General features: G+C 34.9%; 17 protein-coding genes. 13 read left to right on the plus strand and 4 right to left on the minus strand.

What is annotated here, in order from left to right:
- Positions 1-125 precede the first annotated feature (125 nt).
- From BUB89_RS09285 to metF, 7 genes are all read left to right on the plus strand, one after another.
- Complete coding sequence (locus tag BUB89_RS09285; protein ID WP_073244402.1) at positions 126-2,216, plus strand: HEPN domain-containing protein; 2,091 nt, start codon at positions 126-128, stop codon at positions 2,214-2,216.
- Positions 2,217-2,226: 10 nt separating this feature from the next.
- Entirely contained in the window at positions 2,227-2,850 is a 624-nt protein-coding gene (locus BUB89_RS09290) for a precorrin-2 dehydrogenase/sirohydrochlorin ferrochelatase family protein (protein ID WP_073244273.1), read from the plus strand.
- Positions 2,851-3,086: 236 nt separating this feature from the next.
- Positions 3,087-4,139 carry an NAD(P)/FAD-dependent oxidoreductase gene (locus BUB89_RS09295; protein ID WP_073244274.1) on the plus strand — a complete coding sequence of 351 codons (1,053 nt, stop codon included), beginning with the start codon at positions 3,087-3,089 and terminating at the stop codon, positions 4,137-4,139.
- 377 nt (positions 4,140-4,516) lie between these two features.
- Positions 4,517-5,518 carry a homocysteine S-methyltransferase family protein gene (locus BUB89_RS09300; protein WP_073244277.1) on the plus strand — a complete coding sequence of 334 codons (1,002 nt, stop codon included), beginning with the start codon at positions 4,517-4,519 and terminating at the stop codon, positions 5,516-5,518.
- A 17-nt stretch (positions 5,519-5,535) separates the two neighbouring features.
- The gene (locus BUB89_RS09305) at positions 5,536-5,961 is read left to right on the plus strand and encodes a hypothetical protein (protein ID WP_073244279.1); all 426 of its coding nucleotides are present in this window, start codon (positions 5,536-5,538) and stop codon (positions 5,959-5,961) included.
- Positions 5,962-6,607: 646 nt separating this feature from the next.
- Positions 6,608-9,289 (plus strand): methionine synthase, encoded by a 2,682-nt coding sequence (metH, locus tag BUB89_RS09310; protein ID WP_073244281.1) that lies wholly within the window; start codon positions 6,608-6,610, stop codon positions 9,287-9,289.
- 298 nt (positions 9,290-9,587) lie between these two features.
- On the plus strand, positions 9,588-10,541 hold the full coding sequence (metF, locus tag BUB89_RS09315) for a methylenetetrahydrofolate reductase [NAD(P)H] (RefSeq protein ID WP_073244283.1): 954 nt from the start codon (positions 9,588-9,590) through the stop codon (positions 10,539-10,541).
- Positions 10,542-10,709: 168 nt separating this feature from the next.
- Here metF and BUB89_RS09320 read toward each other — a convergent pair whose 3' ends face one another.
- A complete protein-coding gene (locus tag BUB89_RS09320) occupies positions 10,710-11,111 on the minus strand; it encodes an energy transducer TonB (protein WP_073244286.1) in 402 nt (133 codons plus the stop codon).
- A gap of 215 nt (positions 11,112-11,326) precedes the next feature.
- On the opposite strand from BUB89_RS09320, the gene BUB89_RS09325 reads away from it, so the two are divergent.
- Positions 11,327-13,702, plus strand: a complete 2,376-nt coding sequence (locus BUB89_RS09325; RefSeq protein ID WP_073244288.1) for a TonB-dependent receptor — start codon at positions 11,327-11,329, stop codon at positions 13,700-13,702.
- A gap of 83 nt (positions 13,703-13,785) precedes the next feature.
- Here the strand turns inward: BUB89_RS09325 and BUB89_RS09330 are convergent, their stop codons facing one another.
- Both BUB89_RS09330 and BUB89_RS09335 read right to left on the minus strand, forming a co-directional pair.
- Positions 13,786-14,076 carry a hypothetical protein gene (locus tag BUB89_RS09330; protein WP_073244290.1) on the minus strand — a complete coding sequence of 97 codons (291 nt, stop codon included), beginning with the start codon at positions 14,074-14,076 and terminating at the stop codon, positions 13,786-13,788.
- Position 14,077: 1 nt separating this feature from the next.
- Entirely contained in the window at positions 14,078-14,275 is a 198-nt protein-coding gene (locus BUB89_RS09335; protein WP_073244292.1) for a hypothetical protein, read from the minus strand.
- 170 nt (positions 14,276-14,445) lie between these two features.
- On the opposite strand from BUB89_RS09335, the gene BUB89_RS09340 reads away from it, so the two are divergent.
- Positions 14,446-15,033 carry a hypothetical protein gene (locus BUB89_RS09340; protein ID WP_073244294.1) on the plus strand — a complete coding sequence of 196 codons (588 nt, stop codon included), beginning with the start codon at positions 14,446-14,448 and terminating at the stop codon, positions 15,031-15,033.
- A gap of 164 nt (positions 15,034-15,197) precedes the next feature.
- Complete coding sequence (locus BUB89_RS09345; RefSeq protein WP_141384383.1) at positions 15,198-18,296, plus strand: T9SS type B sorting domain-containing protein; 3,099 nt, start codon at positions 15,198-15,200, stop codon at positions 18,294-18,296.
- A gap of 3 nt (positions 18,297-18,299) precedes the next feature.
- Here BUB89_RS09345 and gldA read toward each other — a convergent pair whose 3' ends face one another.
- Entirely contained in the window at positions 18,300-19,196 is an 897-nt protein-coding gene (gene gldA / locus BUB89_RS09350; protein WP_073244298.1) for a gliding motility-associated ABC transporter ATP-binding subunit GldA, read from the minus strand.
- A 285-nt stretch (positions 19,197-19,481) separates the two neighbouring features.
- Between gldA and BUB89_RS09355 the strand changes: the two genes are divergently transcribed.
- From BUB89_RS09355 to BUB89_RS09365, 3 genes are all read left to right on the plus strand, one after another.
- Positions 19,482-20,327, plus strand: a complete 846-nt coding sequence (locus BUB89_RS09355) for a prephenate dehydratase (protein ID WP_073244300.1) — start codon at positions 19,482-19,484, stop codon at positions 20,325-20,327.
- Positions 20,328-20,403: 76 nt separating this feature from the next.
- A complete protein-coding gene (locus BUB89_RS09360) occupies positions 20,404-21,549 on the plus strand; it encodes a pyridoxal phosphate-dependent aminotransferase (protein WP_073244302.1) in 1,146 nt (381 codons plus the stop codon).
- A gap of 4 nt (positions 21,550-21,553) precedes the next feature.
- The gene (locus BUB89_RS09365; RefSeq protein WP_073244304.1) at positions 21,554-22,411 is read left to right on the plus strand and encodes a prephenate dehydrogenase; all 858 of its coding nucleotides are present in this window, start codon (positions 21,554-21,556) and stop codon (positions 22,409-22,411) included.
- Positions 22,412-22,429: the final 18 nt, after the last annotated feature.

Below are 22,429 nucleotides of genomic sequence, written 5' to 3' on the forward strand. Positions count from 1 at the left end.
TCCCCACCCCAGCCCTCCACAAAGGAGAGGGAGTTGGTATAGAAAACAGAATTAAATAGATTTAATATTCCCAATTTTGGCTCCCCCTCTTTCGGAGGGGGTTGGGGGAGGAAAAAAATAAAGAAATGGAAAGTTTTAGAACAGAAATAGAAAATCCGATTGTCCAGAAAGAGATTATCGATTTAGAAAAAAAGATACATTTATTCCAGGGAGGTAAAATTGATGATGAGCGTTTTCGTAGTCTTCGTTTAGCTCGTGGAATTTACGGACAGCGTCAGGAAGGTGTTCAGATGATTCGTATCAAGTTGCCTTATGGTAAAGTAACCAGCGAACAATTAAAAAGAATCACTCAGGTTTCTGATAAATATTCTACAGGACGTTTGCATATTACAACACGTCAGGATATTCAAATTCACTATGTGAGTTTAGACAGAACACCGGAACTTTGGGCTGATTTAGCTAAAGACGATATTACATTAAGAGAAGCTTGTGGTAACACCGTTCGTAATATTACAGGAAGTGAATTAGCTGGAGTTGATGTTGACGAGCCATTTGATGTGACTCCTTATGCTCATGCTTTGTTCCAATATTTATTGCGTAACCCAATTTGTCAGGAAATGGGACGTAAATTTAAAATTTCATTTTCTTCATCTGATAAAGATACAGCATTAAGTTATTTACACGATTTAGGATTTATTCCTAAAATTGTAGATGGGCAAAAAGGTTTTAAAGTAATGCTTGGTGGTGGATTAGGTTCTCAGCCTTCTCACGCTGAATTGCTTTCAGAATTTATTCCGGTGAACCAAATTATCCCTACAGCCGAAGGAGTAATCAGAGTTTTTGACCGTTATGGTGAAAGAGCAAAACGTTTAAAAGCACGTTTGAAATTCTTAATTAAAGATTTAGGTCGTGATGAATTCATGCGTCTGGTAGACGAAGAGAAAAAAGCATTGCCTTTCCATAGTTATGAAATTGATACTACTGCATTTGAAGGAGCAATTACAGAGCCTTTATTAGAAGTACCTACAGTTACTATTGATGATGTTGCCGCTTTTGAAGCCTGGAAAAAATCAAATGTAATTGCACAAAAACAAGCGGGATATGTAGCTATAGGTGTAAAAGTACTTTTAGGTGATTTTTATACTGATAAAGCAAGATTATTAGCTGATTTAATTAAAAATTACGGAGCTAACGAATTGCGTTTTTCATTGCGTCAGAATATTGTTATCCGTAATATCAAAGAAGAAAATTTACCATTTTTCTACCAGGAATTAGCCAAATTAGATATGGTTAATTTAGGATACGATACTATTGGAGATATCACAGCTTGTCCGGGAACTGATACTTGTAATTTAGGTATTGCAAGCAGTACAGGTATTGCTGATGAGTTAGAAAGAGTATTAAAAGCTGAATTTCCACAATTTGCCGATAATAAAGAAATTACAATCAAAATTAGTGGTTGTATGAATGCTTGCGGACAACATAACATGGCAGAAATTGGTTTCCAGGGTATGTCAATTAATGCAGGGAAATTAGTAGCTCCAGCTTTACAGGTATTATTAGGTGGTGGAATTTTAGGAAACGGAAACGGTCGTTTTGCTGATAAAGTAATTAAAATCCCTAGCCGTCGCGGACCGGAAGCTTTGCGTTTAATCTTAAATGATTTTGAAGCTAATGCAAATGGGACTCGATTTTTAGACTATTATGATGCTAAAGGTGAAAAGTATTTCTACGAATTCTTAAAACCATTAGCTGATGTAACGAATCTTACTGAAGAAGATTTTGTAGACTGGGGTAATGCAGACAACTATGTAAAAGCAGTAGGGGTTGGAGAATGTGCTGGTGTAGTAATCGACTTAGTAGCAACTTTGTTATTCGAAGCTAAAGATAAATTAACAGTTGCCCAAGAATCTTTTGAAGAAGGAAAATGGTCTGATTCCATTTATCAGGCGTATGCTGGTTTTGTTAATGGAGCAAAAGCTTTATTATTAGCTGAAAAACAAAAAACAAACACGCACGCCGGAATCATTGATTCATTTGATACTGTTTTTGTTGAAGGAAATAAAATTGAATTAGGTACTTCTTTTAAAGAATTAGTATACCAAATCAATAAAAACGAACCAACAGAAGCTTTCGCAAAACAATACATTCAGGAAGCTATTACGTTTTTTGAAAAATTAGAAGCATACAGAGCAGCAGATTTAGCTAAAGCATAATTCAAAAAAGATGAGTGAAATAAAAGACACAAATGGCAACAATTCTAATAGCCAGGAGCGTAACGAATTGTATCCAATTTTTTTGAAACTACATAACCTGAGTGTACTTATAGTAGGCGGAGGAAATGTAGGATTAGAAAAGCTGTCCTTTTTGCTCAAATCAAGTCCCAATGCCAAAGTTGAGGTTGTTGCACCGCGTTTTATGGATGAATTAGTCGCTTTAGCTGAAAAACATCCTTCAGTAAAACTGACACAGAAAAAGTTCAGAAAAAAAATGCTCAAAAAACGCAACATGGTAATTGCCTGCACAGATGATTTAAAGGTCAATAAACGCGTATACGAATTGTCCCGAAAAAGATATTTGATATGCAATATTGCCGATACACCTGATTTGTGTGATTACTATCTAGGCGGAATTGTAACCAAAGGAAATGTCAAAATCGCCATTTCTACTAATGGGAAATCGCCTACAACAGCTAAGCGTTTACGGGAGTTTTTTGAGGAAGTAATACCCGAAGATATCAATCAGATGGTACAAAACCTAAATGATTATCGCAAAACCTTAAAAGGTGACTTTGAAGAAAAGGTTCAAAAGATGAATGAGATCACTCAATCATTAAAAAACAAAGAATAAAGAGTTTTATAGAAACGATTCATATTGTAGCAACGGATTTTAATCCGTTGAAATGAAATAAAACACAAGTGATATTTGTCATTTAAAAAATCGTATCGCTTTCGTTTCTTTGAAAAATAAAAATAATAACCCACGCAGTAGGGTATAATTAGAATAATTAGTAAGAATACATATAACATAAGTAGCTCCATCCAGTCTCCTTTGTAAGGCTTGGGGGAGGATAAAAAAGTAAAAAAATGATTGAAACAGATATCCTTATAATAGGAGCCGGTCCAACTGGTTTATTTGCCGTTTTTGAAGCAGGTTTATTAAAATTAAAATGTCACATTCTGGACGCGTTGCCTCAGCCGGGTGGTCAGCTTTCAGAATTATATCCTAAAAAACCTATCTATGATATTCCGGGATTTCCGGAAGTATTAGCTGGTGATTTAGTTGATAATTTAATGGAACAAATCAAGCAGTTTGAACCAGGTTTTACTTTGGGAGAACGTGCTGAAACAATCGAAAAACAAGAAGACGGTACTTTTATTGTAACTTCAAATGAAGGAACTGAATTCCATGCAAAAGTAATTGCTATTGCAGGTGGTTTAGGAAGTTTTGAACCAAGAAAACCATTAATCGACGGAATCAATTTCTACGAAGACAAAGGAGTTAAATATTTTATCAAAAACCCGGAAGAATTCAGAAACAAACGCGTGGTTATTGCCGGAGGTGGAGATTCTGCTTTAGACTGGAGTATTTTCTTAGCTGACGTTGCTTCAGAAGTAACTTTGGTTCACCGTCGTAATGAATTCCGTGGTGCTTTAGATTCTGTTGAAAAAGTACAGGAATTAAAAGATGCCGGAAAAATTCGTATGATTACACCTGCTGAGGTAGTTGGAATCAACGGTGCAGAGCACGTAGAGTCTATCGATTTAGATGAAAACGGAGCACACCGTAAAATTGATTGTGATTACTTTATTCCACTTTTCGGATTAACACCTAAATTAGGTCCTATCGGAAACTGGGGATTAGAAATCGAGAAAAATGCCATTAAAGTAAACAATGCTTTGGATTACCAAACTAACATTCCCGGAATCTTTGCAATTGGAGATATCAATACCTATCCGGGGAAATTAAAGTTGATCCTTTGTGGTTTCCACGAAGCTACTTTAATGTGTCAGGCGGCTTACCAAATCATCAATCCTGGAAAACGTTATGTATTGAAATATACAACAGTTTCAGGTGTTGACGGATTTGACGGAACTCGTAAAGAAGCACCAAAAGCAGTCGTAAAAGCGATTAACTAAAATTAAGTTTCTAAGGTTCTGAGAATCTAAGATTTTTTAAATAGGAAAGCTCAAACTTGAAATATGGTTTGGGCTTTTTTTCTTAGAATCTTAGGGACTTAGCATCTCAGAATCTAAAAAAAAACACTTGCAAGTGGCGAGGCTATTGCTTTACTTTGCATTTCCAAAATTGTCAAATAATTAGGAGCGAAATATTGGCATTTATCAGTAAAAATGGGTTCCTGCTGTTCGCTGCTATCTATTGCATTCGCTTGTAGCGAATACAATAGGATATTCGCTTCCATCAGGGCTAAATAGCCAGGAATAGTGATTTTTTGGAAGAATAAAAAACAAAAGCTTTGCGCCTTAGTGCCTTAGCGGCAAAAAAAATAGAAGTTATGCCAAGCATTCAGGAAGAAATCAAAAAAAGAATACTCGTTCTCGACGGAGCGATGGGAACGATGTTGCAACGCTACAATTTTTCGGAAGAAGATTTCAGAGGCGAGCGCTTCAAGGATTTTCCCCATTCACTAAAAGGAAACAACGATTTATTGTCACTTACACAACCTAAAGCTATTGCTGAGGTTCACGCTGCTTATTTTGAAGCAGGAGCTGATATTGTAGAAACCAATACCTTCTCAGGAACCACAATCGGTATGGCCGATTATCACATGGAAGATTTGGTTTACGAACTGAACTACGAGTCGGCAAAAATTGCCCGTGAAGTAGCCGACGAATTCACTGCTAAAAATCCGGAGAAACCTCGTTTTGTTGCTGGTTCAATAGGTCCAACAAACCGTACAGCCAGTATGTCACCTGATGTAAATGATCCGGGATACAGAGCTGTAACTTTTGATGATTTGCGCATTGCTTATAAACAACAAGTAGAAGCGCTGATGGATGGTGGAAGTGATTTATTGTTGGTAGAAACTATTTTTGATACGCTAAATGCAAAAGCAGCACTTTTTGCCATCGAAGAAGTAAAAGAGGAACGCGGTATTGATATTCCTATCATGGTTTCAGGAACCATTACCGATGCTTCAGGAAGAACACTTTCGGGACAAACAGTAGAGGCTTTCTTGATTTCCGTTTCACATATTCCGTTATTGAGTGTAGGATTCAATTGCGCTTTAGGAGCCGATTTATTAAAACCTTATTTGCAGACTTTGTCTTCGCATACCTCTTTTAATGTTTCAGCACACCCAAATGCGGGATTACCAAATGCCTTTGGAGAATATGACGAAACGCCGGAGCAAATGCAGACTTTTATCAAAGAATATTTAGACGATAATTTGGTAAACATCATTGGTGGATGTTGTGGTACAACTCCAGATCATATTCGTCTGATTGCAGAAGCAGCAGCAAACTATAAGCCGAGAGTTTCGGAAGCGACGTTGTAAATAGGACATATTACACTATGAAGTATTTTATTTCGGAAGAAAATAAGATAAAAGCAATTAAGAAAAATAGAAGTTTTATGGCTCTTAATTATGGAGGAGGAATTTTAATTGCTATTCTAATTTTATTGTCTGATTTTGATTCATTATCAAATCAAAGTTTAATTTATTTCTTTGGGATTATTTTAGTAACACCTTTTGGATGGTGGTATTTTGATCACAATTTTAGAAATAAAATAAATACTGAATATGAAGTTAATCTTGGAAAATTGATAATTACAGAAAAAGGGAAACAGAAAATCCTTGATTTGCATTCAATTAAGTCAATTACAAAAATATCTAATGCGCACAGAGTTTTGAGTGGTAATGGGAAGTTTTATATTCTTGATGGGCTAGATAATAAAGAGGATTTATTAAAAGTGCTTGAAAGAACAATAAAAACATAAAAGTTATAGATAGCGCGGATTTGCAATCCGTGCCCGCAAAGAGAATAAAATATAAAAGTCTAGTTTTGTCATCTAGATAGCGCGGATTTGTAATCCGTGCCCACAAAGAGAATAAAATAAAGATTTAGTTTTGTCATTCTGAGGAATCACATAACGGATGTAACAGGATGAGATTCCTCCTTCGTCGGAATGACAAAAATGAGGAAGCTGGTAGTGAGATTGCTTCGTTCCAATAATTATCGGAACTCGCAATGACAAACTGGGTAAAAAACATAAAAGTTCCGTAGGAACGATTCATTTTGTAGCAACGGATTTCAATCCGTTGATGTAGAACGACATTTTGTAGCAACAGATTCAATCCGTTGATGTAGAACAACATATTTTTTAACAATGGAAATTATTCCGTTTATTGATGCGATAATAAATGAAATCCAGAGCGCGGATTTGTAATCCGTGCCCACAAAGAGAATAAAAGAATCACGCAGATTCAGCTGATTTTAGCAGAAAATAAATCTGCTGTATCTGCAAAATCTGCGTGAGAAAAATTAAAAGTAAGCTTTGTCTGGAATGACAAAAATGATGATGTAGATAATGAGATTGCTTCGTTCCTCGCAATGACTTGGACGAATAAAAATAAAATAAAAAAATGGCAGCAGTAGAACCAAGAAGAAATTTAGTTTTATCGGGATTAGAACCTTTGATTATTACGCCCGACAGCGTTTTTGTAAATGTTGGAGAGCGTACAAATGTTACAGGTTCCAGAAAATTTCTTCGATTAATCAAAGAGGAGAAATACGATGAAGCACTCAGTATTGCTAAGGAGCAGGTAGAAGGAGGAGCACAAATCATCGATATTAATATGGATGAGGGAATGCTGGATGGCGAATATGCGATGGTGAAATTCCTGAATCTTATTGCTGCCGAACCGGATATTGCCCGTGTGCCGATTATGATTGACAGTTCAAAATGGCATATTATTGAGGCCGGATTGAAAGTAGCACAAGGAAAATGTGTGGTAAACTCGATTTCGTTAAAAGAAGGCGAAGAACAGTTTATTCATCATGCTAAATTGATTAAACGTTACGGAGCAGCAGCGATTATCATGGCTTTTGACGAAGTGGGACAAGCTGATAATTACGAGCGAAGAGTAGAGATTTGTCAGCGTTCGTATGATATTCTGGTAAACAAAGTTGGTTTTCCGCCTCAGGATATTATTTTTGATTTAAATATATTTCCAGTGGCAACCGGTATGGAAGAACACCGCCTGAACGCATTGGATTTCTTTAGAGGAACACGTTGGGTTCGTGAAAATTTACCTCATGCACACATAAGTGGCGGGGTGAGTAACGTTTCATTTTCTTTCCGTGGGAATGATACGGTGAGAGAAGCGATGCATTCGGTTTTCCTGTATCATGCCATTAAGGAAGGAATGACAATGGGAATTGTAAATCCGGAGATGCTGACCATTTATGATGATATTCCAAAGGATTTATTAGAGCATGTAGAAGATGTGATTTTGAATCGTCGTGATGATGCTACTGAGCGTTTGTTGGATTTTGCTGAAAATGTTAAAGGCGGTCCAAAAACCAATGAAAAAGAAGTACAGGAATGGCGTTTTGGAACAGTACAGGAAAGAATCACACACTCACTTGTAAAAGGAGTTGATGCTTTTATTGAAGAAGATGTTGAAGAAGCGAGATTAGCGGCTGCAAAACCAATTGAGGTTATAGAGATCAACCTGATGGCAGGTATGAACGTAGTAGGGGATTTATTCGGAAGCGGAAAAATGTTCTTACCGCAGGTGGTAAAATCGGCTCGTGTAATGAAAAAAGCAGTGGCTTATTTATTGCCATTTATCGAAGCTTCGAAACAAGCAGGAGACAAAGAAGGAAACGGAAAAATATTAATGGCAACCGTAAAAGGGGATGTGCATGATATTGGAAAAAATATTGTTTCGGTGGTGTTAGCCTGTAATAATTACGAAATCATTGACCTTGGGGTAATGGTTCCGCCGGAGAAAATTATTGCTGCGGCACTGGAACACGAAGTAGATATTATAGGATTGAGTGGTTTGATTACACCTTCGCTGGACGAAATGGTGTTTTTAGCTAAGGAATTAGACAGAAGAAATCTAACAATTCCGGTAATGATTGGTGGAGCAACCACTTCGCGGGCACATACTGCTGTGAAAATTGCACCACAATATCGTGCTACTGCCATCCATGTCAATGATGCTTCGAGAGCAGTAACAGTGGCTGGAAACTTATTGGATCAGAATAAGGAAGCGTATATGAATGGTATTCGTGAAGAATACGATGCTTTTAGAGAGCAGTTCTTAAATCGTTCTAGAGATAAAAATTTCTTAACAATTGAAGATGCCCGTAAAAATAAATTACAATTGGATTGGGTTAATTATACGCCGAAGAAACCAAATTTCATTGGGACAAAAAGTTTCGAAGTAGATTTGGATGTTTTGGTTCCTTATATCGATTGGACACCATTTTTTAGAACCTGGGAATTGTTTGGAAAATATCCGGCAATTTTGACTGATGAAGTAGTAGGAGAACAAGCGACTTCTGTTTTTGCGGATGCCAAAGAAATGTTGGAAGTAATTTTGAAAGAAAAGAAATTCACTGCTAAAGGTGTTTACGGAATTTTTCCTGCCAACCAAGTGAACGATGATGATATTCAGTTGTATGACGAAAACGGAAAAGAATTGGAAAAATTCCTAACTCTGCGTCAACAGGCACAAAAAACCAAAGGAGCTCCAAATATCGCTTTGGCCGATTTTATTGCACCAAAAGATAACGGAGTAACCGATTATATGGGCGCTTTTTGTGTAACGACTGGTTTTGGAGTTGATGAATGGGCGGATGAATACCGTGATAATCTGGACGATTACAACTCGATTATGGTTAAGGCATTAGGAGATCGTTTGGCCGAGGCTTTCGCCGAATATTTGCACGAACAAATTCGTAAAGAAATTTGGGGCTATGCTCCGGATGAAGCTTTAACAACGGAAGCAATGATTGAAGAAACCTATGCCGGAATTCGTCCTGCTCCGGGTTATCCTGCTTGTCCTGACCATTTGGAAAAACCCACGATTTGGAAATTGTTAAAAGTAGAAGAAGAAATTGGAGTAACTTTGACCGAGAGTATGGCGATGTGGCCAGCAGCGGCAGTTTCGGGTTATTATTTTGCCAATCCTGAAAGCAGGTATTTCGGACTTGGGAAAATAAAAGAAGATCAGGTGATTGATTACGCTAAAAGAAGAAGTATCTCGACAGACAAAGCCATGAGATGGTTAAGTCCTAATATAGCAGATTAATCCCCACCCAGCCTCCCCAAAGGGGAGGAGCCGATAGTCTTAAGTTAAGGATTCGTCAGTTTGAGTTGGCTTGCAATTTGCGATAGAAAATTGCAAGGTAGTATTGAGAACTCCAGTTTAGACAGGGGTTCTTGATACAATTTTAAATGATAAAGCTATTGCATTATCATTTAAATTCATTCGAAGTGAGGATAAAAAAACTTATCTAAACGATATTAAGGGAAGAACCGATGTAAAAAAAATGTTCAACTAAATAACACCCAGTCTCCCCTCCTTTGGAGGGGTTGGGGGAGGAAAAATGAAAGTAACACAGCATATAGAAAACGCACAGGGAAAACCATTGTTTTCCTTTGAAATTGTCCCGCCTCAAAAAGGGAGTAACATCAATGATTTATACGTAAACATTGATCCGTTAATGGAATTTAAACCGCCATTTATCGATGTAACAACTTCGAGAGAAGAGTATGTGTATATTGAAAAAGACGGACTTTTTGATCGTCGTATTACACGTATGCGTCCGGGAACAGTAGGGATTTGTGCTTCTATCCAGCATAAATATGGAGTAGATGCTATTCCGCATGTGTTGTGTGGTGGTTTTACTAAGGAAGAAACCGAATATTTATTAGTAGATTGTCAATATTTAAATATTGATAATTTAGTGGCTTTGCGTGGTGATCCCATGAAAGGAGAGAAATATTTCGAACCTTGTAAAGGTGGTAATAATTATGCGGTAGATTTGGTTAAACAAATAAAAGCTATGAATGCAGGGAAGTTTTTGCATGGAGAATTGCCTATTGCTAATGCACCTGATTTTTGTGTTGGAGTAGCGGGTTATCCGGAAAAGCACATTGAAGCACCCAGCTTAGAAGCCGATTTGAAAAGACTGAAAGAAAAAGTAGATGCCGGTGCCGATTATATTGTAACGCAAATGTTTTTTGATAATCAACGTTATTTCAAATTTGTTGAAGCAGCCCGTGCCATTGGGATTACAGTGCCTATTATTCCGGGAATTAAACCTGTTGCTGTAAAACGCCATTTGCAATTGTTGCCACAGGTTTTTTGGCTGGATATGCCTGAAAGTTTAATTAGCGAAATTGAAAATGCTAAAGACAATGCAGCCGTTCGTCAAATAGGTGTAGAATTTGCCGTTCAGCAATCTAAGGAGCTAATCGAGTTTGGAGTTCCTTGTTTGCATTATTATTCGATGGGAAAATCAGACAATATTCATAAAATAGCAAGCGAAATTTTTTAGGAGCTTAATCCAGCTATTCGTTACAATCTTTTCTTATCTCCAAAAAAGAGATAAGAAAAGGATTTTCACTGATATCTGGGCTAGTGACATTCAAATCATAAAAAAAAAGCATCGTTTCCATAAGAATCGATGCTTTTTTAGTTAATTAAGAAATCTCATTTTTTTAAATTAAAATCCATTAATAGAAATAGGTAAACTAAAAAGAGTTCTAACTTGCATTCCTTTTTTTTGCCCCGGAATCCATTTTGGACTTTGTTCTAAAACTCGAATTGCCTCTTTTCCTGTGCCAAAGCCTATATCTCGTAAAACTTTTATATTAGTTAGAGTTCCATCTATTTCAACTACAAAAGTTACATATACTTTTCCTTTTATTTCTTTTGCTTCACGAGGGGTTATATAATTTTTTGCAATGTATTTATGAAACTCTTTGATTCCTCCGGGAAAATCTGGTTTTACGTCTATTCCGGCCGAATTATATAGAGAATTCTGATTAGGATGTGTTGTTTTTTCTTGTCCGTAGCCTAATTGTATCGCAAAAAACAAAACTACTAATAGTAAAAAGTTTTTCATTTTAAAGGTTTTTAAAGTGTTGTTTTATTTTGTAAATATATTCTTTGTTTTTGATTATTTATTACTTCATTTAAAAATAAGTGTATTGTTTTTTTATCCTGTATTTATATAAGTCCAAACGATCATCTGTTTTTATTTAGAATAAGTAAAAATAATTTTGCAACTTTCTTTTTATTGTATAGTTTTGCGGCTTATTAATTAAAAAAACAATTAAAATGAATTGTATTTATACTTTTAAGCTAAATAAGAATAGTAGTTGGGCTGCATTTTTACTGATTTTTTTTATATCAATTGGATATTCGCAAAATAATAAAGGTTCGGTTTCGGGTGTTGTTAGAGATGCTACAGGAAAACCTGTTGAAGCTGCAATTGTCGTGGTTAAAAAAATTAATAAAAGAACATATACGGATGAAAACGGAACTTTTATTTTGAAGAACATGCCAATTGGGCAACATGTTGTTATAATTAGAGGATTAGGATATTTAGCGGTAGAGAAAAATGTGCATGTGAAAACTGAAGCGGCTACTGTGATAGACAATATTGTTTTAACCGAAGATTTGACTCAGCTCGATGAGGTAAGTATTTTTAGTAACACAAATAAATTCGCAAAAAAAGAGACCGAATCTGTAGCTCGTTTACCGCTGCGAAATCTTGAAAATCCTCAGGTTTATAATGTAGTGGGTAAAGATTTGATGAAAGAACAAATTGTTTTAGAACGTACGGATATTTATAGAAATATTCCCGGTGCGGTTCCTAATTATTCAGCAGGTGGTTCTCAAGGATTAATGATGAGAGGGTTTTCAAATACAAGCGGGATGCTCAACGGGATGAATACAAGTCCGGTTTACCCATTGAATCCGGCAATTTTAGAAAGTATAGAATTTATTAAGGGACCTTCGGGAACTTTGTTTGGAGGAACCAGAAACACTTCTTTTGGTGGGGTTTATAATTATGTTACTAAAAAGCCTAATGATAATTTTGGAGGAGAAGTTAGTTTTACAGGAGGGAGTTTTAATTTTACCAGAGCTACTGCAGATGTAAATACTTCGCTAAATAAAGAAAAAACAGCTTTATTAAGATTAAATGTTGCAGGACAATCTGAAGGTTCTTTTCAAGATCAGGGTTATGCTAAAAACTATGTTTTTGCACCTTCCTTTTCTTATCAGCTAACAGATCGATTGAAGTTTTCTGTTGATTTAGATATTACAAAAAGTGCTTATACGATGACTACCATTTCAATAGGTTCTTTAACGAATGTTTCTGCAAGAAGTTTTGAGGATTTAGAATTTGATTATAATCGTTCTTATGCAAATAATGATGTAGATGCTGAAATAGGAGTTAATAATTTAGGAGCACAAATAGATTATAAAATATCAGATCAATGGAAATCAGAAACAAAATTTTTAAGTTCGGTGGGTTATTACAAACACCTGCTGTGGACTAATTTGAATGTTTTGACGGATTCTACAGCAACCAGAGTTATTAGAAATCAAACGCCTGAAACATTTGGAAACATCCATTTACAACAAAATTTTACAGGAGATTTTAAAATAGGAACGCTTAGAAACAGGATGTTAATTGGGGTGGATTATAATAATGCTTACAATGAATTAAATCGTGTTGTGGGTATAAATTATGATGTAATTAATGTAAATCAGCCTTTAAATGATTTTAATGCAGAAAAAATAAAAGATCTTTCGTATGCCAAAGGTTTTAGTGCCAGTACTACTAAAGCGGAGACTTATGGATTTTATATTTCGGATGTTGTGAATGTCACACCGTCTTTAATGGCCATGTTGAGTTTGCGTTTAGATAGATTTTCTACCAAAGGGAGTTATAATGTTTCAACAGGGATTTACGCACCTAATACAGCTTATCAACAAACTTCTTTAGCTCCTAAATTTGGATTTGTGTATCAGCCGGTTGAAGGCAAAATTTCTGTATTTGCAAATTATATGAATGGTTTTACAAATTTAGCACCGGTAGTTCAGCCAGATAATAGTGTGATGAAATTAGATCCTCAATATGGTACACAGTGGGAAACGGGTATTAAAGTAGCTATTTTAGATAATAAACTCAGCGGATCTATAAGTTATTATGATATTTCAGTAACAAATTCTACTTATAGAGATGCTGTAACAACTTATACCATTCAGGATGGAACTCAAAAAAGTAAAGGTGTCGATGTGGAACTTATAGCTAATCCAATTCCTGGTTTGAATATAGTGGGCGGATATGCTTATAATGAAAATAAATATACAAGAGCGAGTACCGCATTATTAGGAAAGTCACTTGTAGCCAGCCCTAAAAATGTGGCTAATATTTGGGCAAGTTATGTTGTTCCAGAGGGCAAAATTAAAGGTTTAGGGATAGGAGTAGGAGGGAATTATGTTAGTGATTCTTGGTTTGAAACAACGAATACATTTGTTCTTCCGTCATACACTTTGTTGAATGGAACATTGTTTTATGACCAACCAAAATATAGAATAGCGTTAAAAGGAAATAATCTTTTAAATGAAAAATATTGGAATGCAACTGGAATGCCGCAAAAAACTATAAATTTTTTAGTGAGTCTGGCTTTTAAATTCTAATTTTTAATCATAAACTTAAAAAGCATCGTTTCCATAAGAATCGATGCTTTTTGTGTGTTTATTCTTTAGTTATAATAATTTCGCTAAGTCATTAGGTTTCTGAGATTGTTCCAAAAAACATTTAGTGTAATTTTTTTTGTTTCAATGTTAAAACTATAATATAAAGTGGTTTGTTTAGAAATTACGAAACTATAAACATCACTATTTTTATTATAAAGACCTATTGCGGGATTTTTAGATAATCTTTGTAAACTTTCTTCAATTAGTATACTGAATTTCTCAACCTCTTTTGTATTCCATTTTTTTAAAATAAATTCGGCTTCTTCAAGATATGAATTTATTGAAGTTGAACTCCCAATGAGTGTATAGCTCATTCTAAATGGAGAATTTTAGTTTGATTTTTTGCATAGCTTCTTCATGAGAAAAACTGTAACCTTGTTCGTGTTCTTTTTTTGATTTTTCTATCAATTGAACTAATACAGGATGTAGCTCTTCTGAAATAACTCCATTTTTTGAAGTAACTTTGTAAATCTCAGTAGGTTCTTTTGCTATGTTTTTTTTCTTAGCATTCATAACAAGTCTTTTTACAAAGTTAGGGAATAAAATCAATTAACAAATTGTTATTTGTTTGAAATCAAATAGAGTTACATTGAAAACATGATTAATATTAATTGAAATGATAATATTTTGATTTTTTGCTGTTAAAATGCTATATTTGAGTTCACTGTAATAGTTTTTTCAAGATGAAACATTTTTATTATACTTTTTTAGCGACTGTTATAACTTTTACATCTTGTAAAAATGATGATAGTAAAAAAGCACAAGTTATGGATGGGGCTGTAGTGCCTTTTACACAACAAACGACTACAGCTAATAGTCCGCAAACTCCAGTAGTTGAACAGCATAATTTGTTTCGTGAAAATAATACAGCTACGGCTTCAGCTGCATCTGTTACAGGAGCTGTTAATCCTGCACATGGTCAGCCTAATCACCGTTGTGATATAGCAGTTGGAGCTCCTTTGAATAGTGCTCCAAATAAAAATGCTGCTAGTAGTCAAACGAATGTTCAGTCTCAGACTACTCAGATGGTAACTTCTAAAATGTCCCCGCCTAAAGTAGCAACTGCAAAAGGGATGAATCCTCCTCATGGTGAAGAAGGGCATCGTTGTGATATAGCTGTTGGAGCACCATTAAATTCTAAGCCTGTTGCAAATGCGGCTGTTTCAAATCCTGCGCTTACACCGAATACCAATGTCCAGCATCCTGTTCCTGCTTTGTTGTCTACAAAAGCTACAGGAACAAAAACTCTTGAAGAAGCGATAAATCCATAACCCATAAAAGGACACCTTTTTGATATGTGGTTAGTATTGTTTTTGTTCAAAAATCAAACATTGTTTTCAAAATTATTTGTCTGTATTTTTTTACGAATTTTAGCAAAATTAATTGCGTTGTTAAATAATTGTATATCTTTAATCAAATTAAATTTTTATTTACTTTGAATTTAAAATATATAAGTTGCCTTTTGTTTTTCTTTTTATCTACTTTACAAGTATGGTCACAATTTCCTCTTGGTAAGAAGAGTTATGGTGATCCAGTCTCTTATTTTGATTTCGGTTTTGGATATTCAGCTGATGGTCCAGAATTGTATTACGGAATGACGAATTATTCCTATGTCAGAGGCGAGGGATTGCCTGTTAAAGGGTCCTATATGGTTAGAAACTCCTTAACTTTACCAGAATTTAATGAACCCATAGGTGATATTTCAGGAGGATATGGATATATGCTTTTAGTTGATTCAGGTAATTCTAATTTTGATTATTTTTTTAAAAATACAATTACTGGATTATGTCCTGGAGCTACCTATGAGATTTCTGCAATGTTTAGGAGTCTTCTTAAGTTTGATCCTGCAGTTATAGATAAGCCTACTGGTATTGTTGTTACTACAGTTGAGGATACTAATGGAAATATTTTAAATACCTTCTATGTCAGTATTAGTCCATATTCGTATGGTTATTGGAGACAAAGTACTTTTGAATTTACACCCAGAGGTGTTTCTACAGTAATAATCCGAATGAAGAATTTTTCAATAGAGCTAGATAAACAGAATCCTATTGCTGTTGATGAATTTTTAGTTAGGCCTGTTAATAATAAGGTATATGCTGATATTAATTCCACTTCGTTATATTCTGATGTTTGTATTAATTCAATAAATTCAAACATAGTATTGACAGCTAGTTATAAAATAGAAACGGGTCTTCCTAAAAATGGATATCAATGGCAAGTTAGTAGTGAAGAGAATAATTATGTTTGGACTGATATTCCGGGTGCAAATAGAATTCAATATTCTTTTACTCCCACAACTGAAGGAAATTATAATTTTCGGGTAGGAAATGCTGATATAAGAGAGATTGATAATATAAATTGTCGTGTTTACTCGGATCTTGTAACTGCTAATGTAATGATGGGGCCTGTTAAGCCTGTTGTGCAAGTCACACAGCCTAGCTGTGATGTTACAACAGCTACTATTTCCATAACTGAGCCCAAAGGACTTTTATATAGTATTGATGGTGAGAATTATCAACCAGAAATGGTGTTCTCTAATTTGAGTGGAGGTAATTATACTGTTAGTGTGAAGAGTGGTGTTTGTGTTTCTGTGACTGATAATGTTCTTGTAAACTACGATGCTACAACTGGTCTTCTTCCAACGGCAGTTATTAGCCAGCCTTTAAGTTGTATTGATGCCTTTGGAACGATAACTATTACAAGTCCAGATGCTCAATATAGTTTTGATAATGGTCAAACCTGGCAAGATGATAATGTAAAGTCGGGATTAATTTCTGGAAACTATGTAATAAAAACGAGAGATAGTCGATTATGTCAAAGTTTACCATTATCCATAAATGTTGCTATTCCTAAAGATTATCCCCCCACACCTTCCGTTACCGTTACCCAGCCCGATTGTTATAATCGAATGGGAACAATTGAGATTTTAGATGATGCTACTGCTTATAGTTTTGATGGAGGTATTACTGAAGGAATAACAAAAATTAAGAGTAATTTAGTTCCAGGGACCTATCAGGTATTGATAAAAAATAATTTGGGTTGTAGCTCATTTGTTGCTAATGAGGTTGTTATACGTCCGTATGTGAGTACTGAACCTCTTCCTGTGGTTGCTAACTCTTCTCAAAGTTTCTGTGTGCAAGACAGTAAAAAACTTAATGATATTACAATTTCAGGAACTAATATTAAGTGGTATGATGCACCTGGTTTTGGGAATTTATTAAGTGGAACGACAGTTCTGACTAGTAGAACTTATTATGCCTCGCAAACTATTTCTATGTGCGAAAGCGAAAGAATTCCTGTTCTTGTTACGGTTCATGATACAGCTGCACCTACCGGTAATTCAGTTCAAAGCTTTTGTTCCACGCAAAATGCTGCGATTAGAGATTTAGAAGCTATTGGAACAGGTATAGTATGGTATGATTTAGCTGCAAATGGTACTGCCTTGTCTGCTTCAGTTCCATTAATTGACGGAGGACAATATTATGCTTCACAAACGCTGGATGGCTGTGAAAGTGTTGGTAGATTGAGGGTTTCTGTTTCTATAGGTAATCCAACAGTAGTTGTGAATGATGTCTCAGCTTCGTTTTGTGATGATTTTAATGATGGTGTTGAGAGAGTAGATTTGGTTTCTTATAATAGAGCCATTACTTTAGATGCATCAACTCAAATACGGTTTTACCCTACTCTTCTTGATGCTCAAAATCAAAATAATTCGGTTGAAATTATCTCGGCAAATAACTATAGTTTGAAAATGGGTGTAACTACACTTTATGCGAGAGTTGATTCTAATGATAAATGTTACCAGGTTGTGAAAATAGTACTGACTTTGTTTTCAGAGCCTGTAATTACAATTGGAGATAATGTAACGCTTTGTGAAAATTCAAGTGTTACTATTGATGCTGGCTCTGGTTTTGATAGTTATTTGTGGTCAACAGGAGCCACTTCAAAGACAATAATCGTTTCTGAATTGGGATCCTATTGGGTTACTGTAATTCAAAAACATGGCAGTGTAATTTGTTCATCAACAAAAGATTTTTCTGTAGTTTTATCTAATGTGGCGACAATTTCAGAAATTAAGATTCAGGATTGGACGGATGCGGATAATGTAATTATTGTTGAATTGACTAATAGTAGTATTGGGGATTATGAGTATTCTTTAGATGCAATAAATTATCAAGAAAGTAATACCTTTTCAGGATTACGGAGTGGAGATTATATAGTTTATGTTCGGGATAAAAATAATTGTGGGATTGTCAACCAAGAAGTATTTGTGTTGAGTTATCCTAAATATTTCACTCCAAATGGGGATGGTTATAACGATTCTTGGTCTGTTAGGTTTTCTGCATCAGAACCCACTTTAAATACCAAGATATTCGACCGTTATGGGAAAATTATCAAAGAATTAAATGGTAATTCTTCCTCTTGGGATGGTAATTTCAATGGAAAGGAATTGCCGGCAACGGATTATTGGTTTGTAGTAACTAGGGAAAATGGCAAAGTATTGAAAGGACATTTTTCTTTAAAAAGGTAGTTTCTACTTTGTAATCTCTCTAAATACCGCTTCCAGATTTTTATTTTTCTGATTGAGTTGCAGTGTTTTTAAACCATTGGCATTGGCAAAATCAAAAACAGCAGGACGCATGTCTTTGTCAGCTTTGAAAGTCAATTCCCAGGTCATGTCATGGGTGTTTTTATAAGCTACTAAATTTTCAATTTTAGCAATAGCTTGTTCTTCAATTTTATAATCAAATTCGACTTCGATAATCTGTTCTTTTTCGGCAGAAATTAAAGTATTTAATTTTTTATCAGTAACAATTTTTCCTTTGTTGATGATAATTACGCGGTCACAAATGGCTTCTACTTCCTGCATAATATGCGTAGAAAGAAAAACAGTTTTGTCTTTTCCTGCATTTTTGATCACGTTGCGTATTTCAAGTAACTGGTTTGGATCTAAGCCGGTAGTAGGTTCATCCAGAATTAATACATCAGGATTGTGCAGCAAAGCATTAGCAAGTCCCACACGTTGACGGTATCCTTTAGAAAGTTCCGCTATTTTTTTATGGCTCTCAGTAGTCAAACCCGTTAATGCTATTACTTCTTCTATTCTGGATTTGGCAACTTTATAAACATCGGCATTAAAAGCCAGATATTCTCTCACGTACAAATCTAAATACAACGGATTATGCTCCGGTAAATAACCAATAGAAAGCTGAACCGCTTTTGGATTACTGTTAACATCCTGTCCGTTTACTAAAGCTTTTCCTTCATCGGCAGCAAGGTAGGTGGTCAATATTTTCATCAAGGTTGATTTTCCGGCACCATTTGGACCCAAAAAACCCACAATTTCTCCTTTTTTTATAGAAAATGATAGGTTGTCCAATGCCTTTTGGTCGCCATAACTTTTGGAAATATTTTTTACTTCTATTGACATGTTTCTTTGAAATTTACAGCAAAAATAAACAGAAAAATCATTGCTTGATTTTTTTTATACAAAATGCAAAATATTTTTTGCTCAATTGAAAATTAATTCTACATTTGCAAAGTAAAAAAAATATTTACAGATAATTATATCAAGATGTCAAATAACCGTTTCTATTTTAGCACTACTTTTTATTTCTTTAGCGAGAGATAGGATTGTGCTATGGTAATTTGAAAATATAAAACAAATAAAACTAATATACAATCCTGATGAAAATCAGGATTTTTTTTTGATTAAATGGAAACAAAAATTGCGATACAAGGTATACTAGGTTCTTTTCATCATCAGGTGGCTCAGGAATATTATGAGCAAAATGTAGTGGTAGATGAGTGTTTGTCTTTTGATGAATTAGTAGATAGTCTTTTGTCAGGGAAATCAACTCAGGCAGTGATGGCTATAGAAAATTCTATTGCAGGTCCTATTATTCCCAATTATGCATTAATTGACAAGAATAATTTACATATTATAGGAGAGCATTATTTGAGAATTCATCAGAATTTGATGGCATTAAAAGGACAAAGTATTGCAGATATAAAAGAAGTTTATTCGCATCCAATGGCATTATTGCAATGTATGGATTTTTTAAAACAATACCCACACATCAAATTAGTTGAGGATAAAGATACGGCCGAAACAGCTCGTAGAATTCAGGAAAATCAGCTAAATGGAATTGCGGCAATTGCAAGTAAAACAGCTGCTGAAATGTATGATTTAGAAATTTTGGCTCCCGAGATTCAAACGATAAAAAATAACATGACTCGTTTTGTTATCATTAATAAAGAGAATTCATTTGTTCCTGAAAACGAAATAAACAGAGCTTCTTTAAAATTTGAATTAGACCATAAACGAGGAAGTTTAGCAGCAGTTTTGAATGTAATGAGCGATTGTAAAATGAATTTAACTAAAATTCAATCGCTGCCAAAAATTGAAACACCCTGGAAATATTCTTTTTTCGTGGATGTTACTTTTGAAAAATATGAAGATTATGCTAAAGCAAAATCATTATTAGCCATCATGGCAGAATATTTTAAAGTATTGGGAGAATATAGAAATACCAAGCCTTTAATAGAATCAGGAAGTTAGTAGTGAGAAGTTTTTTTAAACTTCGCTAAGAATGACAAGGAAAAAGATAGAAAACTCTATAAAGAGAATGTAAATCATGATTACAACAGCAAATAGATTAAATACAGTTGAGGAATACTACTTTTCATCTAAGTTGAGAGAAGTGAGACAATTAGCATCAGAAGGGAAACCGATTATCAATATGGGAATTGGGAGTCCTGATTTGGCACCGTCTCAGGCTGTTATTGACGCCGTTGCACTGGCTATGCAAGATGTAAATGCACATGGATATCAAAGTTATCAGGGTTTGCCGGAATTGAGAAGCAGTATGGCTGATTTCTACAAGAATAATTTTCAGGTAACTTTAAATCCAAATACGGAAATTTTGCCTTTAATGGGTTCGAAAGAAGGGATTATGCACATTTCACTGGCTTTCCTGAATGAAGGAGATCAGGTTTTAATTCCTAATCCGGGTTATCCCACGTATACTTCGGTAACGAATTTAGTAGGAGCTGAAGCAGTTTATTATGATTTGGCTGAAGCTAATAATTGGGAACCTGATTTTGATGCTTTAGAAAAATTAGATTTATCGAAAGTAAAGTTAATGTGGATAGGTTATCCGCACATGCCAACAGGAGCGAGAGGAAGTCTGGCTTTGTTTGAAAAGTTAGTGGCTTTCGCCAAAAAACACCAAATACTGTTAGTTAATGACAATCCATATAGTTTTGTTTTGAATGACAATCCGATGAGTTTGTTGCAGGTTGAAGGAGCTAAAGAAGTAGCTTTAGAGTTGAACTCATTGAGTAAAACTTTTAATATGGCAGGATGGCGAGTAGGAATGGTTTCCGGAAATGCTGATTTGATAGATGCTGTTTTAAGAGTAAAAAGTAATATGGATAGCGGAATGTTTTTTGGAATCCAAAAAGGAGCTATCGAAGCATTAAAAAGTGACAAATCATGGTTTGATTCCATGAATGAAGTGTATAAAAAACGCCGCGTTTTAACAGAGCAATTAGCTGAAAAATTAGGTTGTAAAGTTTATAAAGAAGGAGTAGGATTGTTTGTTTGGGCTAAATTGCCTGAAGGAATAAAATCGGCAGAGAAGTTCATCGATCAGATTTTGCATGAAAAATATATTTTTATTGCACCGGGAACTATTTTTGGTTCTAATGGAGAAGGATATATTCGATTTGCATTATGTGTGAAAGAAGAAAAAGTTCAGGAAGCAATAGATAGATTTTAATAAAATGAAAGTATTTGTAATAGGTGTAGGATTAATAGGTGGTTCGATGGTTTTAGACATCAAAGCACTTTATCCTGAAGCTACAATTTACGGAATAGATGCTAATGAAAACCATTTGCAACAAGCATTAGAGTTAGGCGTAATTGATGTTGCGGCTACGATGGAAGATTTAGCAAATGCTGATTTTGTAATTGTATCGGTTCCTGTTAATGTTGCTATTCGTTTATTGCCTCAGGTATTGGATTTAGTTGGAGATAATGCCATTGTTTTAGAAGTAGGCTCTACTAAGAATCCTATTTGTAAAGCGGTTGCTAATCATCCTAAAAGAAGAAATTTTATAGCCACACATCCTATTGCAGGAACGGAATTTTCAGGTCCTTCAGCAGCGTTGAGAAATTTGTTCAGAGATAAAACGAATATCATTTGCGAAGTTGAAAAAACGGCTTTCAAGTTGCAGGAAAAAGCCTTGGAAGTGTTCAAAGCTATGGGAATGCGTATCAGGTATATGGACCCTAAATCGCATGATAAACATATTGCTTATGTTTCACATTTATCGCACATCAGTTCTTTTATGTTAGGGAAAACCGTAATTGAAAAAGAAAAGCATGAGCAGGATATTTTTGACATGGCAGGTTCCGGTTTTGAAAGTACAGTGCGTTTAGCTAAGAGTTCACCAGCCATGTGGACACCTATTTTTGAGCAGAATAAAGCACAGGTTTTGGAATCATTAGAAGAATATATTTCGAATCTGACACAGTTCAGGGATCTACTGGCACAGGATGATTACAATGCAATTTATGACGAAATGGCCAGTGTGAATAAAATTAGAGAAATATTAAACGGTATAAGCGTTAAAAAATAGAGTAAGAGAATAAAACAA

Source organism: Flavobacterium flevense (genome assembly GCF_900142775.1).
Taxonomy (GTDB): Bacteria; Bacteroidota; Bacteroidia; order Flavobacteriales; family Flavobacteriaceae; genus Flavobacterium; species Flavobacterium flevense.